Genomic DNA, 21,070 nt, shown 5'->3' on the forward strand with positions numbered 1-21,070 from the left:
TGAATCAGACACAAATTTTTTAACTATTGGCGTTGAGTGTTGGGGATGGCATTGCTTAAGATGTTGTATCTGGAAAGTTCCGAAGCATTATCTTAACAACAACTATTAATTTAAAACTACTAGTAAAAAGAGGTTATGTATCTATGCTTTTTAATTTGCCACAGACTGCGTGTTGTGCTCAGTTATTTATATTTAATCTCCCTAGTATTTATTTTATGTTTCCAAATCCAAGTTACGGAATAACTTTTTGTCCAATTACCTTGCTTATCATATTTATAATCAATTCGGTATATATCATGTTTATCTGATGACCATGTTCTAACACCACCTAAGAAAGTCTCCGGATTATTATAATCAATTATTTTACTAATCAGATTCCCCTTTTTATTATACTTTAAAATAATAGTCTCAGAACTGATATTCCTGTTGTCATTTTTTTTAATTAAAACCTGATTGTTATCATTAGTATATTCGAGCATATATGTTTCTATTACTGTTGTATCCCTCTGGTTTAATAGTATCCTGTCATATTTGATGATTTGGTTATTATTATAAGTGATATTAGTTTCAATTATCATTGGGTATATTGAATCTTTAGATGAATACAACTCAAACTTTTTAAGCCGTTTATTTGAATCGTAATATGATTTATGAATAAATTTATTTCCGTTTATGGCCTCTTTTGCAATAAAAATTGAATCCAAATCAAGATAAGTCCATTTTACTATTTCCAATAAATTATTATCACGATAGCTTTTCTTTTCACTTAACCTAAAAGATTGATCGAAAAAAAAGTCTCGCCAATCATTTTTGTATGCATTTGACTTCTCTCTAACACTTTCAATTTTGCCCTTAAAATCAGGATCTCCAAGATTTAAAATCTGGCTATTGGCTGATAAATTAATCAGAAAAATAAATATTACTAACCAATATCTCATTATGTTCGTTCTTCTTAACGTTTGGTAGGTTTAAGAATTTTTGATTTTTCTTAAAGAATCTCTGTCAGTTTGCATAAACTTAATTAATTTGTAGAAAGTTACTTTAAGCAGTTCAGCCATCTTTGTACAAACTTGTGGGTATGTGTTTGTGTACTTTTTTATGAATGTTGCTTTTTACGTTTATTAGCCTTTTTTTTCGATTCTGTTTGCTTTTTATTGGCCTTATAATCTGCTATAAACTGGCTGATTTCTTTTTTTTCTTTTTCAGTTAAAGGTTCACTTTGTATGATAAAGTCAATGCCTTTTGGTTCTCTAATAAATCCCATAATCTTAAGTTTTAAAATATTTTTCAACTAATATTTTTGCAGATTCTGTTGGTAAAATCATTCTGTGCCCGCCAAAATGATAAGCACCTAAAGATTCTTCATAATGGTGTATTGACTTCGTTTTTGCGGTAAAAGCAACAAACCCGTCAAAACCATATTGAAAGGAGAGAGCTTACAAGCAAATGCAACTAAATTTCCAGCTACACCTTCATAGAGTTTATTTCGTCCGATATTGAAGGGTGCATTTTCTAGAAGGTTCATAAAAACATAATCTGTTTCTTTAGTTATGCTCAATAAACCCTGAACAATGTCCGAATTATTGATAATCGTTAGTTTGTAAACTTCTTTAGCATAATCTTTTAGTTCGGCTTTCCAGTTGAAATTCCAACCATTTTTAACTGTAATATGTTTACTGTCTTTCAGCGTGAACCTTGCAACTTCAGTTTGAAAACTGTCGCCAGAAATAGTGTTTTGGATAGAATTGGTCAGCTTATCAACCACAAAATCCAAATGTATTTCTTGCTTTTTTTTCATTCTGTTAATTTACGAAAATATTTTAGATGAAAGATGTATCTGTGTACAACAACATACGATATCAGCTTTAAATAACGCAAATTTGTTTCATAAAATCCTTGCTTAAGAGCTATTTGGAGGGTTGTGCAACAGTTACCGATGTTGGCGGTAGTTTTTCTATTCTTCAAGTCTAAAGTGTTATATTTTTTACCAGCAAAAACAATTAAAAATTAGCATTGCTCATATCAGCTTTAAATGACTCAATTTATCTGAGGAAAACTTACTGGAAAGGTATTTAGAGGCTAGTGCATCAGTTATGCGTGTTATGTGTCGCTAGGTTAATCATTTAATCTGCTTTCAATGTCCATTTGCTGATGCAGAATTCTGATTATTTCTATTTCGTTTTCTTTCAAATTTATTCGATAGAAAATAAAATGTGATTTTACTTTTGTGTGGTAATACCCTTTTCTGATATGATTAAAATCTTTCCCACTAGTTGGATGTTGAGTTAAATACTCGATTTCATTAAGGATTAAGTTGAAATATCTGTCTGCTTGTTCAAGAGACCAAGTTTCGAAAGTGTAAAGCCAAATGTTTTCAATGTCGATTTGAGCTTCATTACTGATTTTATAAGTCATTATTTTGATGAAGATTATCTAAAAATGTATCTCTGCTAAAGTTTTTTACAAATCCAGATTTTTCACCTTTTACAAGTTCTTTAATAAGCGCAGTTTTTTTTGTTTCCTCGTGTTCAAACATTCTTAAAGCTGCTCGTACAACCTCACTTGCAGAAGAAAATTTTCCAGTCTGAACTTGTTCGTTAATGAACTTTTCGAAATAGTCGCCGAGTAGTATTGATGTGTTTTTTGCCATAATGTTAAACTTTACTATAAAGGTACCAATAATTGGTATAAGGAACAATTTTTCTAATCTTAATGTTGTAGAATGTTTATGGGGTTCGGTTAAATATAATAGCAGTCTGTCTAAAAACCTTAAATAGGTTAAAGTCGAGCTTATCAGTATTATATTTTTTACCAGCAAAAACAATTAAAAATTAGCATCGCTTGTATCAGCTTTAAATGACTCAGCTTATTTAATTAACTCTATATTATCTTGGGGTTTGTGCAACAGTTACCCTTGTTAGTTGTCAGACATTCTTCAATGCATTTTGTATTCTATCAATTTGTTTTAAATGTCTAATAATATGATTTATTAAAAATTGAAAAGTGTCGCCCAATTTTAACTTGATTAAACTCGAAATTGAAGTCTGAATTTTAACTTTGTTTAAACTCACATTTCTTGATTGATTTAGCAAGTCTAAAAGTTTGATTTGTTGGTTTATAAATTTGTTGATTACCGTTTTGTCAAGATTTGCATTTAATGGATTTTTATCTTTAAATGTTTCCATTTTATTCAACTTTTCTTTTGGCAACATACTTTTTGCAAAGTAATTTCCTAAAATTCCACTTTTAAATACAATATCAGCTTTAGTGGTTGAATTTTCTATTTTACTTTCTATTTGCGGTAAATAAAAGTCGCCATATAAGTTCAAATGTTCCAAACACTCTAAAATACTCCAAGAAGTTTTATTTTCTTTCCACGTTAATTTATTCAAATCATAGAGTTTTAATTTTTCTGCTTGGTTTATAATTTGTCTTGTTTGTTCCAAAAGTGTTTGTGTTAGTTTTTCTGATTGCATAACTTTAAATTTTATGCAAAGTTCTAAAAAGTGTTTTCCATAAATCTTGATTAAAGTCAAGACTTTTTTAGTCTTGATAAAGTTTCGGCACTCATTCTCAAATAATTTGCAATATGTCTGTTTGGAATTTCCTGAAAAAGTTGTGGACTACGTTTTAAAACTCTTTCATATCGTTCTTTTGGCGAATTTGTCAAAATGTCAATTTCTCGTTCCATTTGTTGAATAACCAAATTTTCTAAAATTTTTGTCCATAGATTTTGATTCTTTTCTTTTTCCAAAAAGATATCAATTTGTTTTTTGGTTACGACTTTTACGACAGTCTTTTTAATTGCTTGAATATATAAGTCGGAAGGTTTTCCCGTTAAAAAAGAGTCCAACGAAACAATTAAATTTTCTTTGTAGCCAAACCGAATAGTTTGTTCTTCATAATTGTCTAACACAAAAATTCTCAAACTTCCGCTTTCTACATAATACAAATTAGTGTCAATGCTACCTTTTACTTTCAGAAACTCATTTCTTTCGATTGTAATTTCTTTGTCCGAAAGCTCAACTATTTCTTTCATTTTATGTTTAGTCCAAGTTAGTCAAAAACCTAAATAGGTTAAATTCGAGCCTATCAGGAGCTAAATATAAGCGATTACAGTTTTATTTGGCTATCGGAAGGTAAAATTCAAAACGAAGAACCTGATAGTGGGGCTGCTACAAAATTCAAAAAGATTGAGGATGGTATTGACGAACCCTATTACGACCGTATGCACCAAAAACTGAAAGCTAATTAGGGGTAGATGCCGACCATGCTTATGCATGGAGCAGGACAAGAAAAGGAGGATGGCGAATAGCCCAAAGCCCAATCCTTAATACGACCATAACTATTAAACGGTTAAAGCAAAAAGGCTACATACCCATGCTAGAGATTTACACAAAGCTCAACCCATCAGTTTACGAACCGCCGTATAAGAGAACTGTACAGCCTGTCCCGATTTTTCATCGGGATACGGTGGTGTGAGAGGCGCACTCTGTCAGGCTTCTGGCAGAGCCGTCTACTCGATTACCTGCTGGCCTTCTGTCCACCGTGTCGCTGTATGCCTTGTCAATATTGAGTTTTCGTGTCATTATCTGCTGTGTATGTCGGGCTGTGTGGTGGTGTATTTTTATTTTTTTTGAAGCGTTTGGAAATTTTTTAAAAACAATTTTGTCTGCGTTGGCAAAGCAAGCTCTTTTGCAATTTTTGGTCTGTGCGTTGGCTTGTGCGAATTGCAAATGTGCTTGCTTTTAGGGCTGGCTTATTTTTCATTTATTCTCATTTGTAATTGCAAAAGTCGTTTTATTAAATTGTCAAACTTTAAAGGGGCTCCGTAAATCATAAATTTTGTCATTTCTACATAATCTTTTTCGTAATCTTTTACTACTCCTGCCGGTGGAATGATGTTGATTTTACTTGGAATATGGTTAGCATAGTCAAGTCCTCGTAATGGATTAAATTTTTCTCTATGAGCAACAATGTTGTTGTATAGATCTATGTTTTTCAAAGCCTCAATTCCGTGTTCGGTGTCCATCAATTTTTCCAAGTCATACAAGTGTCTTGAAAGTCTGTCAATACGGATTTTTTCAGTTTCCTGTGAAAACTCTTCGTGAAGCAAAAACACTTTTTCTAAAAACGTTCTTTGTGGAAGCACAGTCGGTATTGCAAATGGAACGGTTACAAAACTTTGTTGCGGAAAACTTTCGCTTAAAATTGAGTTGATTTTTCTTTCTTCAATTGGCTCCATTAATGAACGTGAACTAACTTCTATCAAAACTCTTTGAGGTAAGTATTCTGATGTGTCAATTACTGAATTATAATGAATTTCAATTACTTGTGGGTCTTTGTCTGAATCCTTTACTGGTTGTGCAATTAATTTACATTCATCTGTTGCTTTCCATTCGGTCAATATTTTGGTTAAGTCGTCAAGGAAAGTGGTTGATATGAATTCACAAGATTGTTTCCTAAGATTTTTAATTTGCGTTTTACTGATGTCGCCATCAAAACCAAAAAACTTTCTGTCAATTGCCAAATCAATATCTTCTGAAAATCTTTCTATCAAGTTCCATCCCTTGCTCAAAGATGTTCCGCCTTTGAAAACAATATTTTTACTGTATGGTAATGAAAAAGATGCGTTCAACGCCAATGTTACCCACCAATCTTTTTCAATTGCTACCGATGGTAAGCCAGTTAATTCTGTCGCCTGATTAAGAATTTCAATTCTTCTTTCCTTTGATAATGCTAGCCAGTTGGTATTCATCGAATGGATTTTATTAATATTTTGTTTATCCAAGCTGGTGCAAGTTTGGCATCATTCAATCTATTCTCTATTTTTTCCTTTTGGAGAAGTGTTTGAATTTTTAAAAGTGTTTCATCATCTACTTTTAATTGACCAATAGTTTTTAGTGCTTGAATTACTAAACTGCTTATTTCGCCTTGTGCTAATAAATTTTTTGGACTTGTATTTTTAAAAGTAATTGTACGCTTTCCAACTTTAATACTTCTTGCTGCCCCATCGGTTAGATAAACTACTTTCATAGGAACTTGGGTTGATAACCCCAATTTATTTAATGCCTGAACTCCTGTTGGGACAATTCTTGCTTTGTCTCGCCTTGCAATTGCTTTGGCTATATCTTCGGTTGATGGAAATAGAACCCCAAGTTCATTGTCAATTTTGGGATATAAGTAAATGCCGTGAGCTAAGCGAACAAGTATTTCCTTTTCTTTCAATCGCAACAAGGCTTTCTTAACGCTTTCGGGGTTACCATAGTCTAAGAAGTCGTCCACAAAAAGAACACTTCCTTTTAGATGTGATTTCAGCACTTCGGCAATCTTATTTTCTACTATTGGTCGTTCCATTACGATTTATTTCGTCCCAAATTTAGCAAATATTTGGGACAATATTACTAGCTGTCAGATAAATTATAAATACTTTTCTTTCCTGATTTTAGGAATTCAAAAAAGTTTACTTCTTGATACTTGCAGGTTTGGAGTATTGAAAGTAAAATTAAGTGATGTTCTATGTTTTTCTTTGTGAGGCTTTTACTTATTTTTTTTCTCCATTTAGCAAATGGCTTTATGGAGTGCTCCGCATTGTTGTTGTTCCAAGGAATACCATCGTGATTTAAAAAGAGAAATAACTTTCCTTTGTATTTGACAAATCGTTTTTGATAAGAAATCGCCAATTCCGATTCAAAATTTTGAAGAATGGTTTTATTGTAAAATTGCTCAACTTCTTTTTTGTGTTTGTTCAAATGAAATTGCTTTAATCCGTATTTATCAATAGTAGTAATTATTTTTCGTAACAAATACCCAAACTCTGTTATTATCTCTTTAAACTCGTTGTCTAATTGATGTTTCATAAAATCTTCATTTAAATCTCGAATCAAGTGAACTAAGCATTTTTGCTGCTCACATTCCATAGAATCATATCCTGTATAAAAATCAGATACAAGAACACCATTAAAATGTTTCAACAGCTCTTTCAAAAATTCGGGCTCTCTAGTTTCTCTGAACTGATAATAAACGCTGTCATGATTTGCAAAAACCCAAACGTATCCGTCAATTCCGTTAATTCTTGCGATGGTTTCATCAATGTGAATGAGTTTTGATTGGCTCATTTTTTTAATTATTTCATTGTACGTTTCTTCATAGTTCTTTGCAATTATTTCTTTGAAACGTGTCATTTGAGTGGCAGAAACACTAATATTAAATGAATCTTTCAATAAGTTGATGATACTTTCGGTACTTAATTTATATTGTATTTTTTGATTTACTGACCATAACATTAAATTATGACCATACTGTGGTAATGTTCTCATATTTTCCACCATAATATTCTTCTTGCATTCTTTACAAAAATAAGCTCCTCCCTCAAATTCAGTAACTTGCTTTTTTATTCCCGCCTTCATAAAAACCAAATCAATCTGTACTTTTTTCCGATTTCTAATAATTTTGATATTTCTGTTACCACACGTTTCGCACTCATTAGGAAAAAGGTTTATTTTGCGGTCAATACGATTGAATTGATTAACTGATTTTTGTCTTTTAGAAATTGCTTTGTGTACTTTACGTTCAGTTCTCAGAAAAATATGTTGACGTTGATAATCAAAATAAGCCTTAGCATTTATTTCATTAAAATTTTCAAGCGCAAAGACAGTAACTCCCCATTTGAAAATATTTTGCTGTTTAATACTATTGGCTAAAACCGTTTTGTCATTATTTTCAGAAAGTGATAGGAGCCAATTCTGCACCTGCATTAAGGCTCTGCAATCTTCAATATTGTATCGTATTAATTGCTCTTTTATTATTGTGTCAGAATTTATCGCCCAATTGTATCGCCAAACGATACTTTGCAATCCTGATGCTTTTTCATCTGACCATTTGAAACCCAAATGACCAGCAACATCTTTTAGTCCATTGGTATAAGCGGGAATGTATATATCGTTTGAAATTAGAGTTAGAATATTGAATGAGTTGTCAATAACGTGTTTGATTTTGTTCTGATACGGCAGTGGAAGTTTTTTAGATATTCGTTTTAAAACCTGAACTTCATATGAACCGTAATGATAAGCAACAAAATCATTTTGTATATTGAGTAGGTCGATAAAACGTATAAAAATATCTTGTTCTTCCTTAACATCGTTTGCCCAAAAAGAATACTCTGTTTGAGAAGTTTCGGTCTTGACTATTACTCCAATTAAGTAATAAAAATCTTTGTCAGGAATACTCTCAATATCAAAAAATATTTCAACTTCTTTTTTCTCCAACTCTGGAATTTTTTGAATAAAAACCTTTTCTTCACGTATAGCTAAAGCCTTTAATTCGGGTAGAAATTTTCGTCTTCTGTATGGATTTTTTTTAGGTCTAAATGTGTATGATAGTTGTTTTACTGAAAATATTCCCCTGTTATTTTGTTGTTCAATTTCTTTTGGTTTGAAATTTCCTAAAAGGCTCAAGTCATCTCTTTCTTTTAATTTATCAAGGCAAGATTCAGCGAATTCACATATTTGACAATGAGCATTTTTATGAAATATGGGGGGTGTTTGGTTTTCTAAAGTTTTATTTAAAAGTGAAATCGTTTTCTTTATTTCTTTTGAAAAAGTAGCCAGTTTCACTTTTGTTATCTTTTGTTGTTCTCCAAATACAACTATAGCCGAATCAATTTTTAGGTTGAATTCTTTTTCAATAAAATGAGACTGTAGGCCAATAATTAACTTATCTGCTTTTGTGGTTTTCTCAAACGGACTAATAAGAATAGGAAAAAGCTTGTTTTCATTAAAATAACATCCATCTAATGCAATGTATATGTTGTCGTTTTTGAATAATGTGTGTATGTAAATTTTGCCTGATTGGAAATTGTTTTTTAAAACATAAGGTTGATTCGCAAATTCTTTAGTTATCGAATTCTTTGATTTATATTTCTGCTTTTGTATTTCTTTAAGTTTGTGTGTAATGATTTCAAATTCCGATTTTGAGCATTGAAGATTTTGACCTTTTAAATAGGCTTTATAGTCACAGTAAATAAATGCAGTAATTATATCATTATTGATAACCATTGGCAATAGTTGTTGTCAGAAAAAGATGGCTCTTTTGGTTTTGAGAAGGGTCGACTTGAGTATCGGGCAAAACCAAATGTGCCATTTGTGCGGCTGGCTAAAATTGTTTTTAAAAAATGTGCGATGGAAAAAAATAAAAATTCACAAGCGTTGGCTTTTGGGTCGGCTGTCTGATGGTTCGTTTGTCCCGTTACGTTTTGATGTCTTGTCATATCGTTCATTTTATGCACTGTCGTCTTTTAGGCTTGCTTGTAACTAGTAAATATCCCCTATCCTATAGCGCATATTTTTCGATTAAGTTACAATTTAGTATTACATCTTAAATATTCAAATTATCCAAAGGACTTTTTATTTGGTTAATATGCTTTATAATCATCTATATTTTGGTTCTTATATGGCTACTACCTATCGCGTATGACAATTTTCAATACTTGTCCTAAAAATTTAAACAATAATAAGGATTAAGACAATTATTATTCGGATATACACGGGTATACACGGATAATTTTAATTAAACCACCTAGAAATAAGGATTCGCTCTCTGGTAACACCAAACTAACATCTGCACAAAACTATAAGTTAAGCTTGTTAGTCATCATATTTTTGGTTAATAGTTTTAAAAAAAGATTTATGGGTTTACTAATCATTAGTATGACTTAATACATCTTCTTATAAGCCCATTAAGGCTAAATTCATCTATACGCCTTAGCTTCCTATTAAATCATTATGTATTAACTCGTAAATCACAGGTTATTTATAGGGTTAATGATATAGTTTGTACCCTGTTATGACCCTGTTAGCACCCTGTTAGTACCCTGTTAGCGTTGATTTAAACATGATTTTATTATCGCTAAAAATTCTGGATACAGTTGATGCCAATTTACCATCTATAAAAAATTAAAGGTTTAAAAAATTAAGGATACAGAACAGTAATAGATGCTAGAAGGTGGTGCTTTAATGTGATGAGCTATTGTTTAATTAATTTCTACAAAAAAATGATGGTTTTTTACAGATAAAAAGATAAAATTTCTGTTTTCTAATGGTTTAGTCGTTACATTTGTTCTAATAATTCCATGAAATCTTTAACGAAAAACTTTTTATTCTTTTTTTCTGTTCTGCTGATTTTATTTCTTGGTTTTTTCCTAGGGACACAGTTCTCTATTGATAAAAATGGCAATGGTGTAATTGCTTTTGATTTTAGCAAAAGCAATAAAGTAAATCGCATTTTAAACCTTATCAGGAAAAACTATGTAGACTCTGTTAACATAGATTCTATGGAGAATTTAGCCATTCATGAAATTCTCAAAAATTTAGATCCACACTCTTTATACCTGCCACCTGTGCAAGCAAAAGCACAAACAGAAAATTTAGAAGGTAATTTTGAAGGGATAGGGATTGAATACTACTTACTGTCTGATACTTTGTTTGTAACACAAATAAGGCCGCAAGGGCCAGCAGAAAAAGCTGGTTTGCAAAAAGGAGATAAAATTATTGCTGTTAACGGCGAGTATGTAACCGGAAAGGGTTTATTGGCCGAAAATGTTATCAGTAAACTGAGGGGGAAAAAGGGTAGCAGGGTTAAGGTAACGGTTATTAGAAACGGTAAGGGCAATATCCAGGAGTTAGAAATTGTTAGAGACCGTATTATCGTAAGCAGTATTGATGTTGCTTATTTGATGAATAAGCAAACGGGCTTTATCAAAATTAGTAAGTTCGGAGCCAATACCGATGAAGATTTTATTGCCGAGTTAGAAAAACTCACCAAAAAAGGAATGAAAAATCTGATTTTGGATTTAAGAGGAAACGGTGGTGGTTATCTAACATCGGCTACAGCCTTGGCAGACCAATTTTTACCCGATGGGAAATTGATTGTTTATACCAAAGGTTTACACGAGCCCCGTACAGATTACTTAGCTACTACTGATGGTTTATTTGAGAAAGGTCAGTTGGTAGTTTTAATAGATGAAGGAACGGCATCTGCCAGTGAAGTTGTGGCTGGGGCAATACAAGATTTAGACAGAGGTTACATCATCGGAAGAAGATCTTTTGGTAAAGGTTTGGTACAAGAACAGTTTTCTTTTGAGGATGGTTCTGCCATGAACCTTACCGTAGCCCGATACTTTACACCATCTGGAAGATCTATCCAAAAATCTTATGATAAGGGTGTGGCTGATTATAAGGAAGAACTTAAAAAACGTTTTGAGCGTGGCGAGTATGTATCTATTGATAGCGCATTAAAAGATTCGGCTTTTGTGAAATCTAATAAACCTTATAAAACGGAAAAAGGTAGGTTGGTATATGGTGGTGGCGGTATCATGCCAGATTATTTTGTGCCTTTAGATACTTCTTATTATAATGATTTTTATAAGCAGGTCTCAGAAGCTTCTATACTTCAGGAGTTTGTCTACAGAAATCTTATCTATCAAGATATTTTACCTTATAAAAACGCTTTCGAGTTTACCCAAAACTACAAGCTTAGTGATAATCACATCAAAAGCTTAATCAAGTTTATTAAGAATAGAAATATCAAAGCAAAGCAAGAAGATATTGTTAAAGCGATGCCTAAGTTTAAGAAAGATATCAAAGCGATATTAGCTCGTTATTACTTCCAGGAAGAAGGTTTTTACCAGGTTGTTAATAATCAAGAACCTTATGTAAATAAGGCTTTAGAATTACTGAATAAGTAAACCTATTTATTTTACGATACTATCTGCGGTAGCAACAGAATCTGTAGCTACGTTATCTTGTGCTAAAGAGTCTTTTAAAGCATCTTGTAATAAAGAATCGGCTTTAGCCTGATTTAAGGAGTCTATTTGTTCATCTGTTTTAACTTCCTGATGACAAGCAGCACCTGCAAATCCAATAACTAAAGTAAGTACCCAAAATAACTTTTTCATCTGTTTTATATTTTTAAAGCCTTTTTGGTAGAAAACCTTTTAGGTTTAGCATCATGAAAAACATGATGCTAAACAGGCAGGCTTTATGTTTATTATTTTTGTCTAAAGAATATTTGAATAGGAACACCAGAAAAATCAAAATGTTCTCTCAATTTATTCTCCACAAATCTTTTGTAAGGTTCTTTAATGTATTGTGGTAAATTACAGAAAAAGGCAAACATGGGTGATGAAGCATTAATCTGTGTGATGTATTTAATCTTGATGTGTTTACCCTTTATAGCCGGTGGAGGTGTATTCTCTATAATAGGCAATAAAATATCATTCAGTTTAGAAGTAGGTATTTTCTTGGTTTTATTTTCAAATACCTTAACTGCGGCTTCTACTGTTTTAAATATTCTTTGTTTTTCTGTAACAGAAGTAAAGATGATAGGAATATCTGTAAAAGGAGCTATTTTCTCATGAATTTTAGCTTCAAAAGCTTTCGCTGTTTTATGGTCTTTTTCTATCACATCCCATTTATTAATCACCAATACCAAGCCTTTTTTGTTCTTCTCGGCCAAATGGAAAATATTAATATCCTGAGATTCTATACCTTCAGCAGCATCAATCATTAAAATCACCACATCGGCTTCTTCTAAAGCTTTAATGGTTCTCATTACCGAGTAAAACTCGATATTTTCTCTAACCTTAGTTTTTTTACGCAATCCGGCGGTGTCTATCAACATAAACTCATGTCCAAACTGGTTATAATGGATGTGTATAGAGTCTCTGGTTGTACCCGCAATATTGGTCACAATGTTTCTATCTTTACCAATTAAAGCATTAATCATAGATGATTTACCTACGTTTGGTCTGCCTACAATGGCAAATTTTGGTAAGCTATCGCTTTCTTCAACATCGTCTTCTAGGTGTTTGGCAACTTCGTCTAACAAATCTCCGGTACCAGAACCAGACATAGAAGAAATACAATAAATTTCGCCCAAACCAAAGCTATAAAACTCGGTAGCGTCTGATTGTAGTTGGTAATTATCAACCTTATTTACAGCAACTAAAACAGGTTTATTGCTTTTACGTAAAACGCTGGCAATTTCATCATCTAAATCTGTAATGCCTGTGGTCACATCAACCATAAAAATAATAACGGTTGCTTCCTCAATAGCAATTAAAACCTGCTCGCGTATGGCAGCTTCAAATACATCCTCAGAGTTTGCTACATAACCTCCGGTATCTATAACAGTAAAGTTTTTATTGGTCCACTCGGCAAGGCCGTAATGGCGGTCTCTGGTTACGCCGCTCATATCATCAACTATGGCTTTGCGGGTTTCTGTTAGCCTATTGTATAAAGTTGATTTTCCCACGTTCGGTCTCCCGACGATCGCTACTATATTACTCATATCTGATTGTTTTTCCCAGCCTTATCTTGCCGGCATAATTTTTTAACGGGGCAAAGGTAGCTAAAAAATCCCGAACGCCGCTGAAGCACCTTGCTTAGACCCTTGGTTTTAAGTCTTATCTTAATTATTAAAGCCTACCATAGTAACAATTTTGCTGTATGGTGTAATTTTAAGCGAGATTAATAGTTTAAATAAAAATTTAAAAACATATTCATTATTTTTCCAAAATCTAAAAATTAAAATCATATATGAGAACTATAAAAAGGCAGGTGATGAAGACGATAGGATTACTGGCGCTGTTAGTAATGCCGGCCTTTCTTCAAGCACAAAAGACAGAAAAAACAGACTGGTACAACAAAGATTTACAAAAAGATGGCTCTTTTGGGATAAGTGCAGACAAAGCTTATCAGGAAATTTTGAAAGGTAAAAAATCTACCCCGGTAATTGTAGCTGTTTTAGACGGTGGAGTAGATACTACCCATGAAGATTTAAAGTCTGTTTTATGGCAAAATAAATTAGAGATAGCAGGTAATGGTATAGATGATGACAAAAATGGCTATGCGGATGATTTGCGTGGGTGGAATTTTATGGGTTCTGCTAAAGGAAATGTAGAGTTTGATAACATAGAATTGGTGAGAGTTTTATTAAGAGATATGGAGAAGTTTGATGGAAAAGACTCTAACCAAGTACGTAAAGCAGAATTACCAGCCCTAAGAGCTTACCAAAAAAACCTAAGAATTTACAATCAAAAAAAGCGTAAAGCAGAGCAAGAGTATTTTATGTTATACTCTGTAAAGAAAACCGTTGATTCTCTAATAGCCTTTACAGGTAAAGAAAAGCCAACTTTAGAAGATTTTAAAGCTGTCAATCCTACTTCTAAACAGCAAGAACAAATCAAAAAACTCATCTTGGTTAATATGAAAGCTAGTAAAAGTGATGACTTTCAGGATTTTTACGAACAAGAGTTAGCTAGAGGTGTGAAATACTATTACGAGCAATTGTATTATCACCTCAATATGGCTTATAATTCTAGAACCATTGTAGGTGATAATTATCAAAATAGCTACGAAAAAAGCTATGGTAATTTAGATGTGATGGGTCCCGATGCTGAGCATGGAAGCCATGTAGCCGGTATTATTGCTGCCGATAGAACTAATAATAAAGGCATTAGAGGCGTTGCAGATCATGTAAGTATTTTAGCTGTGAGAACAGTACCTAACGGAGATGAAAGGGATAAAGATGTGGCCAATAGCATTATTTATGCTGTAGACAATGGCGCAAAAGTTATCAATATGAGTTTTGGTAAAAGCCATAGCTGGGATAAAGAAGCGGTAGATAAAGCGGTACAATATGCCATGAAAAAAGATGTTTTATTGGTGCATGCTGCGGGTAATGATAACAAAAACCTCGATTTAGAACGTGTATACCCTAACAGGTATTTTGGTAATGGTAAAACTGCCCAAGCATGGATAGAAGTTGGTGCTTCTGATGCTAAAAACGATAAAACCCTAAAAGCAAGTTTCTCTAATTATGGAAAAACTACGGTTGATGTTTTTGCACCTGGTGTTGATATCAATTCTACCGTACCGGGTTCTTTATACAAAGCAAATAGTGGTACCAGCATGGCAGCACCCGTAGTAAGTGGTTTAGCGGCTTTAATAAGATCTTATTATCCTTCCCTAACAGCTGTACAGGTTAAAGATATCATTATGAAATCTGTAGTAAAAGTTAATCAGGATGTAGAATTTTTAGTTGAAGGGAAAAAAGTAAAAATGCCTTTTGCTGATTTAAGTATTTCTGGTGGTATTGTTAATGCTTATCAAGCATTAAAGTTGGCCGAGACTTATAAATAAGAATTAAAGATTTCCAAGTTATTATAAACCCAAGAATAGAGAGGATTTAACATAATCCTTTTGATTCTTGAGTTTTGTATTGATAAATTGATGTTATTTTATGATTATATGAAAAGGAGAATTTTAATATCTTCATCTGCCTTAAGATTTTCTTGCTTACGTATAGCGCTTTTAAGGGGCAATAGATAAGTGTTTTGTTTTTTATCAAACCAAATAGCTGTTGCCCATTGACTTAATCCTATTTGAGCATGTGCTTTCATACGGCCCCAGCCTTCTTCTTGCCATTTTAAATTCTGTCTTATTTCTAAAGCTATAGCAATAGGTAGAGATACAAAATACCAGCCATTGGGTCCTGTATATTGCCAAATTTTTGCGGAGAATTCGTATTTGATTTTTCCTTGCATTACTTAAATAGAAATTTTAAATCGTTGACTTGATTAACGGTTTGATTTCCTTATTTTATCAGAAAATAGCAAGTATTCTGGAAGTGCCGTCGAACCATACTATGCAAAGATTTTATAATCTAATAAACCATTTTGTGTGTTAAAGATAAGAAAATTATAACTGAAATGAGGTTTCGCTAGCATTAAAGGCAATTGTTCTTTTTTGTATTCAGCTAGGGTTTAATAAAAGTTAGTATTTGTTACTTACAAAACTTAATGTCTAGAACAAGGTTTGAGGGAGGTGCTACAATATCCTATTTCATGTAATCCCTTTAATTAATCAGTATATCGAAGTTTTATGATTTCTATTTTTTTTAGCTTAAAACCTTACTTTTACTATTCATAAGTACAAGAAGATAGATGTTAAGAAGAGTATGGTTTTTATTACTGCTTACTGTCCAATTACAGGCACAGGAAAAACCTTATCAACTTAAATTATCAGGATTTCCTGAGAAACATCAATCCCGTTTAGCAGATGCTTATGCAGACTCTTTAAGTACCATTAAGGCTGTAAATACGGTTGTCAATCAATTACAGTTTAAAGGTTATTTTAACGCATCAGTTTTAAAATATTATTGGGATAATAAAGTGTTGCATGTTACCCTAGAAGCAGGTAAGCCCTATCAAATGGCAAACCTAAGTAATGGTAATATACAACCGCAAGTTTTAGCAGAGATTAAATTTAGAGAAAAATTTTATCAGGACGAACTTTGGGATATTGGTCAGATAAATTCGGTTAAGGATGATATACTAAATTGGTACGAAAATCATGGTTACCCTTTTGCACAGGTTTGGTTAGATAGTATCAGCATCCAAAAGGAAAAAATAAGTGCAAAACTTTTTAGCATTCCAGGTACGAAAATTACCATTGACACCTTAAGGTTAGTAGGTTCTGCAAAAATTAATCCTAAGTATTTACATGCTTATCTGGGGTTTAAAGAAGGCGATTCTTATGATGAAACAAAAGTTATCAATATAGATAAGCGCTTACAAGATTTATCTTTTGCCAAACAAGTTAAAGCTACAGAAGTTGTTTTTTCTGACGAATACGCTAAAATCAATATATTCTTAGATAAAGAGAATGCCAATCAATTTGATGGCGTTATTGGTTTCTTACCTAACAATACAACTGGTAAATTGCAATTGACAGGAGATTTTAAGCTTAAATTACAGAATGCTTTTAAGCGTGGGGAGTTGCTAAATTTTAATTATCGCGGTTTACCGGCTCAATCTCAAGAACTTAATTTAAGCTTTGATTATCCCTACCTCTTAAATACTCAAATCGGTATATTTTCTAATATATCTTTTTTTAAGAGAGACAGCAGTTTTCTAAATCTTAATGCTCGTTTAGGTTTTGCTTATCAATATCAACTTGATAAAAGCGTTGGTTTTTTTGTAGAAAGTTTTACAGGCAATCAAGTTGCTAATGTGCTTAATCAAACTACCAATACAGCAGGAAACATCCGTACCATTTATTATGGTTTAGAAACAAATATCCAAAGCTTAAATAACAATATCATACCAACTAAAGGGTATAAAGTTTATTTAAACTTTGGTGCTGGTAAAAGAAATTTATCATCAGATACAATTCCTGTTAATGGGCGTAGTCAGTTTAAAATTCAGGCTGATTTAAATTATTATATTTATTTAAGTAAACGGTCAAATATTTACCTGCATAACCAAAGTGCGTTTATAAGTGGTGATAATTTATTTGAGAATGAGCTTTTTAGAATAGGTGGCATTAAAACTTTTAGAGGTTTTGATGAGCAATCATTATTAGCAAGTACTTATAGCATTCAAACTATAGAGTATAGATTTTTTTTAGAGCAGCGCTCTTTCTTGAATCTGTTTTATGAACAAGCTTATCTTCAATCAAATATCAATGCAAATCAGCTAAAAGATTACCCATTTAGTTTTGGTGCAGGTTTTACTTTTCAAACTAAAGCGGGTATTGTATCTTTAAATTACGCTTTAGGGAAACAACAAAATAATCTTTTAAATTTGCAGAGAGGTAAAATCCATTTCGGTATTGTAAGTTATTTTTAATGTTGAAGTTTAGCTGTGTTTTTGTATGGTGTTTATGTTTAGCGTTTACGGTTCAGGGTAAGTTATCACAAGATAGTTTATCAAAAAAAACAGATAGCCTTAAAATAGCACAGTTTCAAAACTGGCGTCTTCAAGAAGCTCTGCTTAAAGCGCAACAAGCTAAAATAAGAGATTCTATTACGTGGTATTATTTAAATCCAAACCCCAAACGCGAAAATCTTTTTGTGCAGCAAATGCTCAAGAAATATGTGATAGCAGATTTGTATACCCATATTTTTGATGCAAAAAAATCAAAGAACGCAATATACGGCGTGGGTAAAACTATAACCAAGCTACATTACTGGGTTCTTTTTGTGATGCTAGGCTTATTGCTCTTATTTGCACTTTTAAAAAGAGTCTTTAGTAAAGAAACCGAGATGGTTTTCTCTGCTTTTTATGATAATAGAATATTGGCGCAAATAAATAAAGAAGAAAATATCTTTACTTCTTGGTTTTTCTTATTCTCTTACTTACTCTATTCGTTAATTACAGGGTTATTTTTATATCTATTTATCGCTACACAGGGTACAGGCGTTTCTTTAACAGGCTTTTCGTTATTTTTAAGTGTCTCTTTTTATTTAGGTCTTTTTCTTGGTGTTAAAATATTGCTACTCAGGTTTATTGGGTTTGTTTTTGAGTTGGGTAAATTAGTGAGAGAATATGTTCATATCATTTACATCACTTTTTTTAATGTGGCCATACTATTTATTCCGCTCACGATCATTCTTATTTTAACGGTATATAAAGACAGTAATTGGATATTAGGTATTGCCGCAATGCTATTAAGCATCATTTTAATCGCTCAATTTTCAAGATTAGCAGTTCAAATCTTATCTAATTACAAACTTTCAAAGTTTTATTTAATTCTTTATCTTTGCGCCTTTGAAATTTGTCCAGTTTTAATCGTCATTAAGGCACTCAATATATAAAAGGAAGTTTATGCAATCTCAATTGGAAGACAGAAAGAAGAAGGTAAAAAGCATATTAGTTACTTTACCCGAGCCAGAGAGCAAAAAATCACCGTATTTTGATTTAGCAACTACTTTGAATTTAAAGATTGATTTTAGATCTTTTATCCATGTTGAAGGTGTTCCGGCAAAAGAAGTTAGAAAAGATAAAGTAAACCTTCCGGATTTTTCTGCTGTTATTCTTACCAGTAAAAATGCAGCTGATCATTTTTTTAGAGTTTGCGAAGAAATGAGGTATGAAGTACCTGCAGATTTAAAATATTTTTGTATATCAGAATCTATAGCGCTTTATCTTCAAAAATATATACAATACAGAAAGCGAAAAATCTTTTTTGGTAAGCAAACACCAAAAGATTTGGCTGATGTACTTAAAAAACATAGTGGAGAAAAATTCTTGTACCCTTGTTCTGATGTTGCTGCAGAAGCAACTGAAGTTTTTTTAAGGTCTCAGGGGATAGATTTTACACCTGCCGTTTTATTTAAAACTGTGGTGTCAGATTTATCAGATTTAGCTGAGGTATATTACGATATTCTTGTTTTCTTTAGTCCTTCTAGTGTGCAATCATTGTTTACAAATTTCCCCAATTTTCAGCAAAACAATACCCGTATTGCCGCATTTGGTGCTACTACGCAAAAAGCAATATTAGATGCTGGTTTAATACTAGATATTGCCGCTCCAACACCACAGGCCCCATCTATGACCATGGCTATTGAACAATACATCAAGTCTTTAAAGTAGGATGGACTAAATTTTGATACCTACCCAAACAATAAAAGTGGTTGCTTTTTTTTGAAACTTTATACTAATAGCGCCGTAATACGGTACTAAAAGCATTCAAAGCTAGGCAGAAAATAGGTTAAGAATACTTAAGAAAGTCTTTTTTGACTTTATGTATAGCGTTATTTATTTGACAATAAAATGTTTTAAATAATTTTTTATTTTCAAATGGCTAATTTCTGTATATTAGAAACGTTTTTTGTAGCATTAAAAAAGAAAATAGAAGAAAACACGTATGAAGAGAGTATACTTATCATCCTTGATAGTATTATATATGGCTTTGGCAGGATGTAGTAGTGGGGGGCAAGGAGAGCTCATAGGCATCAAGGGAAAACCTTACAAGCAAGAGTTGCCATTTGGCATGGTTTACATACCCGCTGGTACATTTGTGATGGGGCAAGTAGATCAAGATGTTACTATTTCTCAGTTCCCTCAAAACAAGCAAGTTACCATTTCTGCTTTCTATATGGATGAAACAGAAATTTCTAACAGCGAATATAAACAGTTTGTAAACTGGGTTCGAGACTCTATAGCTATAAATAGGCTAGGCACCAAAGCAGAAAAATATATGCTTAAACCTAAAGGTAAAAATGCCAACAATACCGATAAATATATAGATTGGAAAAAAGTTGGAACCGGAAAAAAAGGTTTATGGTCTGATAAAACGCTAGTTGAAGATCTTGAAAAAAACATGTTCTATCAAGGTAATGAGAAATTTTTCAACAAGAGAGAACTTAATGTAGAGCAGTTAAAATATAGTTATGCTTGGATAGATTACAGAAAAGCAGCAGATAGCCGTGGTGCCAGAGACCCCAATTTAAATAAAAATGGTATTTCTATAACAAGAGATAATTTTATTATAAAAGAAGAAGTTTATATCTATCCTGATACATTGGTATGGATTTCAGACTTTTCTTATGCACAAAATGATCCTATGGTAAAGGGATATTTCTCTCATCCGGCTTTTCTAAATTATCCTGTTGTTGGCGTAAGCTGGAAACAAGCTAAAGCATTTTCTGTTTGGCGCTCCAGATATAATGAAGCCTACAAGGCATCTAGAGGATTACCTTCCAGACTAGATTATGATTTACCAACCGAAGCTCAATTTGAATATGCTGCCAGAGGCGGTAGAGTGGGAACCAGCTACCCTTGGGGAGGTCCTTATATTAGAAATGCTAAAGGCTGCTTATTGGCGAACTTTAAACCCGGAAGAGGTAATTATATAGATGATGGTGGCGCAACAACTGTTGCTGTTAGGTCTTATTTCCCTAATGATTACGGACTTTATAATATGGCAGGTAATGTTGCAGAATGGACGAGTTCTATTTATAATGATGTGGCTACGGCTTATGTTAATACTTTAAATCCTTCTTTTGATAGGGCTGTAAAAGAAGGAGATCCAGACTATAACAAAAGAAGAGTAATCAAAGGAGGGTCTTGGAAAGATATTGGGTATTTCTTACAAAACTCTGCCAGAGCTTACGAATATCCTGATTCTGTAAGATCTTCTATAGGTTTTAGATGCGTAACACCTTTTACAGGTAGAGACATTGCAGACAAACCGAACAAAAACAAACCTTACTAATTATCAAAACA

20 protein-coding genes are annotated in these 21,070 nt (G+C 32.6%); 6 read left to right on the forward strand and 14 right to left on the reverse strand.

The window, feature by feature from the left end:
• Nucleotides 1–182: 182 nt before the first annotated feature.
• The 11 genes from H510_RS0117195 to H510_RS20275 form a co-directional block, all read right to left on the reverse strand.
• A complete protein-coding gene (locus tag H510_RS0117195; RefSeq protein WP_026905446.1) occupies nucleotides 183–938 on the reverse strand; it encodes a hypothetical protein in 756 nt (251 codons plus the stop codon).
• Between the two features lie 158 nt (nucleotides 939–1,096).
• Complete coding sequence (locus H510_RS20330; RefSeq protein ID WP_036693371.1) at nucleotides 1,097–1,291, reverse strand: hypothetical protein; 195 nt, start codon at nucleotides 1,289–1,291, stop codon at nucleotides 1,097–1,099.
• A 60-nt stretch (nucleotides 1,292–1,351) separates the two neighbouring features.
• Nucleotides 1,352–1,798 (reverse strand): hypothetical protein, encoded by a 447-nt coding sequence (locus tag H510_RS19325; protein ID WP_211226601.1) that lies wholly within the window; start codon nucleotides 1,796–1,798, stop codon nucleotides 1,352–1,354.
• A gap of 317 nt (nucleotides 1,799–2,115) precedes the next feature.
• Nucleotides 2,116–2,415, reverse strand: coding sequence for a type II toxin-antitoxin system RelE/ParE family toxin (locus H510_RS0117210; protein ID WP_026905447.1), 300 nt, complete (start codon nucleotides 2,413–2,415; stop codon nucleotides 2,116–2,118).
• A complete protein-coding gene (locus tag H510_RS0117215; protein WP_026905448.1) occupies nucleotides 2,405–2,650 on the reverse strand; it encodes a type II toxin-antitoxin system ParD family antitoxin in 246 nt (81 codons plus the stop codon). The genes H510_RS0117210 and H510_RS0117215 overlap by 11 nt, the downstream gene beginning before the upstream one ends.
• A 274-nt stretch (nucleotides 2,651–2,924) precedes the next feature.
• The gene (locus H510_RS0117220; protein ID WP_026905449.1) at nucleotides 2,925–3,476 is read right to left on the reverse strand and encodes a DinB family protein; all 552 of its coding nucleotides are present in this window, start codon (nucleotides 3,474–3,476) and stop codon (nucleotides 2,925–2,927) included.
• Between the two features lie 56 nt (nucleotides 3,477–3,532).
• A complete protein-coding gene (locus H510_RS0117225; protein ID WP_026905450.1) occupies nucleotides 3,533–4,039 on the reverse strand; it encodes a Crp/Fnr family transcriptional regulator in 507 nt (168 codons plus the stop codon).
• Between the two features lie 720 nt (nucleotides 4,040–4,759).
• Nucleotides 4,760–5,791: a nucleotidyl transferase AbiEii/AbiGii toxin family protein gene (locus H510_RS0117230; RefSeq protein ID WP_211226602.1), complete on the reverse strand. Its 1,032-nt coding sequence runs from the start codon at nucleotides 5,789–5,791 to the stop codon at nucleotides 4,760–4,762.
• A complete protein-coding gene (locus H510_RS0117235) occupies nucleotides 5,755–6,357 on the reverse strand; it encodes a DUF6088 family protein (RefSeq protein ID WP_026905452.1) in 603 nt (200 codons plus the stop codon). Before H510_RS0117235 ends, H510_RS0117230 begins: the two co-directional genes overlap by 37 nt.
• Before the next feature lie 47 nt (nucleotides 6,358–6,404).
• A complete protein-coding gene (gene tnpC, locus H510_RS0117240) occupies nucleotides 6,405–9,056 on the reverse strand; it encodes an IS66 family transposase (protein WP_026905453.1) in 2,652 nt (883 codons plus the stop codon).
• Complete coding sequence (locus H510_RS20275; protein WP_162143091.1) at nucleotides 9,035–9,268, reverse strand: hypothetical protein; 234 nt, start codon at nucleotides 9,266–9,268, stop codon at nucleotides 9,035–9,037. Before H510_RS20275 ends, tnpC begins: the two co-directional genes overlap by 22 nt.
• An 861-nt stretch (nucleotides 9,269–10,129) precedes the next feature.
• Between H510_RS20275 and H510_RS0117250 the strand changes: the two genes are divergently transcribed.
• On the forward strand, nucleotides 10,130–11,743 hold the full coding sequence (locus H510_RS0117250) for a S41 family peptidase (RefSeq protein WP_026905454.1): 1,614 nt from the start codon (nucleotides 10,130–10,132) through the stop codon (nucleotides 11,741–11,743).
• 6 nt (nucleotides 11,744–11,749) lie between these two features.
• Here H510_RS0117250 and H510_RS0117255 read toward each other — a convergent pair whose 3' ends face one another.
• Nucleotides 11,750–11,953 carry a hypothetical protein gene (locus H510_RS0117255; protein WP_026905455.1) on the reverse strand — a complete coding sequence of 68 codons (204 nt, stop codon included), beginning with the start codon at nucleotides 11,951–11,953 and terminating at the stop codon, nucleotides 11,750–11,752.
• Between the two features lie 92 nt (nucleotides 11,954–12,045).
• Nucleotides 12,046–13,347, reverse strand: coding sequence for a ribosome biogenesis GTPase Der (gene der, locus H510_RS0117260; RefSeq protein WP_026905456.1), 1,302 nt, complete (start codon nucleotides 13,345–13,347; stop codon nucleotides 12,046–12,048).
• A 248-nt stretch (nucleotides 13,348–13,595) separates the two neighbouring features.
• On the opposite strand from der, the gene H510_RS0117270 reads away from it, so the two are divergent.
• Nucleotides 13,596–15,200: a S8 family peptidase gene (locus tag H510_RS0117270; protein ID WP_026905457.1), complete on the forward strand. Its 1,605-nt coding sequence runs from the start codon at nucleotides 13,596–13,598 to the stop codon at nucleotides 15,198–15,200.
• 104 nt (nucleotides 15,201–15,304) lie between these two features.
• Here the strand turns inward: H510_RS0117270 and H510_RS0117275 are convergent, their stop codons facing one another.
• Nucleotides 15,305–15,604: a DUF1905 domain-containing protein gene (locus tag H510_RS0117275; protein ID WP_036693373.1), complete on the reverse strand. Its 300-nt coding sequence runs from the start codon at nucleotides 15,602–15,604 to the stop codon at nucleotides 15,305–15,307.
• Nucleotides 15,605–16,003: 399 nt separating this feature from the next.
• On the opposite strand from H510_RS0117275, the gene H510_RS0117280 reads away from it, so the two are divergent.
• The 4 genes from H510_RS0117280 to porK all read left to right on the forward strand — a co-directional run bounded on the left by H510_RS0117280 (nucleotide 16,004) and on the right by porK (nucleotide 21,059).
• Entirely contained in the window at nucleotides 16,004–17,689 is a 1,686-nt protein-coding gene (locus H510_RS0117280; protein WP_026905459.1) for a ShlB/FhaC/HecB family hemolysin secretion/activation protein, read from the forward strand.
• A complete protein-coding gene (locus H510_RS0117285; protein WP_026905460.1) occupies nucleotides 17,689–18,657 on the forward strand; it encodes a DUF4271 domain-containing protein in 969 nt (322 codons plus the stop codon). The genes H510_RS0117280 and H510_RS0117285 overlap by 1 nt, the downstream gene beginning before the upstream one ends.
• A gap of 10 nt (nucleotides 18,658–18,667) precedes the next feature.
• Nucleotides 18,668–19,435: a uroporphyrinogen-III synthase gene (locus H510_RS0117290; RefSeq protein ID WP_026905461.1), complete on the forward strand. Its 768-nt coding sequence runs from the start codon at nucleotides 18,668–18,670 to the stop codon at nucleotides 19,433–19,435.
• Between the two features lie 274 nt (nucleotides 19,436–19,709).
• Nucleotides 19,710–21,059, forward strand: a complete 1,350-nt coding sequence (gene porK / locus H510_RS0117300) for a T9SS ring complex lipoprotein PorK/GldK (RefSeq protein WP_026905462.1) — start codon at nucleotides 19,710–19,712, stop codon at nucleotides 21,057–21,059.
• The last annotated feature ends 11 nt before the right edge of the window (nucleotides 21,060–21,070 follow it).

This window comes from Pedobacter glucosidilyticus DSM 23534 (assembly GCF_000425145.1).
In the GTDB taxonomy this organism is placed as follows: domain Bacteria; phylum Bacteroidota; class Bacteroidia; order Sphingobacteriales; family Sphingobacteriaceae; genus Pseudopedobacter; species Pseudopedobacter glucosidilyticus.

What these genes read in the sequence shown, in the direction of transcription:
- H510_RS0117195 (WP_026905446.1), bottom strand. Translation starts at nt 938, where the DNA reads ATGAGATATTGGTTAGTAATATTTATTTTTCTGATTAATTTATCAGCC.
- H510_RS19325 (WP_211226601.1), bottom strand. Translation starts at nt 1,798, where the DNA reads ATGAAAAAAAAGCAAGAAATACATTTGGATTTTGTGGTTGATAAGCTG.
- H510_RS0117210 (WP_026905447.1), bottom strand. Translation starts at nt 2,415, where the DNA reads ATGACTTATAAAATCAGTAATGAAGCTCAAATCGACATTGAAAACATT.
- H510_RS0117215 (WP_026905448.1), bottom strand. Translation starts at nt 2,650, where the DNA reads ATGGCAAAAAACACATCAATACTACTCGGCGACTATTTCGAAAAGTTC.
- H510_RS0117220 (WP_026905449.1), bottom strand. Translation starts at nt 3,476, where the DNA reads ATGCAATCAGAAAAACTAACACAAACACTTTTGGAACAAACAAGACAA.
- H510_RS0117225 (WP_026905450.1), bottom strand. Translation starts at nt 4,039, where the DNA reads ATGAAAGAAATAGTTGAGCTTTCGGACAAAGAAATTACAATCGAAAGA.
- H510_RS0117235 (WP_026905452.1), bottom strand. Translation starts at nt 6,357, where the DNA reads ATGGAACGACCAATAGTAGAAAATAAGATTGCCGAAGTGCTGAAATCA.
- tnpC (WP_026905453.1), bottom strand. Translation starts at nt 9,056, where the DNA reads ATGGTTATCAATAATGATATAATTACTGCATTTATTTACTGTGACTAT.
- H510_RS20275 (WP_162143091.1), bottom strand. Translation starts at nt 9,268, where the DNA reads ATGACAAGACATCAAAACGTAACGGGACAAACGAACCATCAGACAGCC.
- H510_RS0117250 (WP_026905454.1), top strand. Translation starts at nt 10,130, where the DNA reads ATGAAATCTTTAACGAAAAACTTTTTATTCTTTTTTTCTGTTCTGCTG.
- H510_RS0117255 (WP_026905455.1), bottom strand. Translation starts at nt 11,953, where the DNA reads ATGAAAAAGTTATTTTGGGTACTTACTTTAGTTATTGGATTTGCAGGT.
- der (WP_026905456.1), bottom strand. Translation starts at nt 13,347, where the DNA reads ATGAGTAATATAGTAGCGATCGTCGGGAGACCGAACGTGGGAAAATCA.
- H510_RS0117270 (WP_026905457.1), top strand. Translation starts at nt 13,596, where the DNA reads ATGAGAACTATAAAAAGGCAGGTGATGAAGACGATAGGATTACTGGCG.
- H510_RS0117275 (WP_036693373.1), bottom strand. Translation starts at nt 15,604, where the DNA reads ATGCAAGGAAAAATCAAATACGAATTCTCCGCAAAAATTTGGCAATAT.
- H510_RS0117280 (WP_026905459.1), top strand. Translation starts at nt 16,004, where the DNA reads ATGTTAAGAAGAGTATGGTTTTTATTACTGCTTACTGTCCAATTACAG.
- H510_RS0117285 (WP_026905460.1), top strand. Translation starts at nt 17,689, where the DNA reads ATGTTGAAGTTTAGCTGTGTTTTTGTATGGTGTTTATGTTTAGCGTTT.
- H510_RS0117290 (WP_026905461.1), top strand. Translation starts at nt 18,668, where the DNA reads ATGCAATCTCAATTGGAAGACAGAAAGAAGAAGGTAAAAAGCATATTA.
- porK (WP_026905462.1), top strand. Translation starts at nt 19,710, where the DNA reads ATGAAGAGAGTATACTTATCATCCTTGATAGTATTATATATGGCTTTG.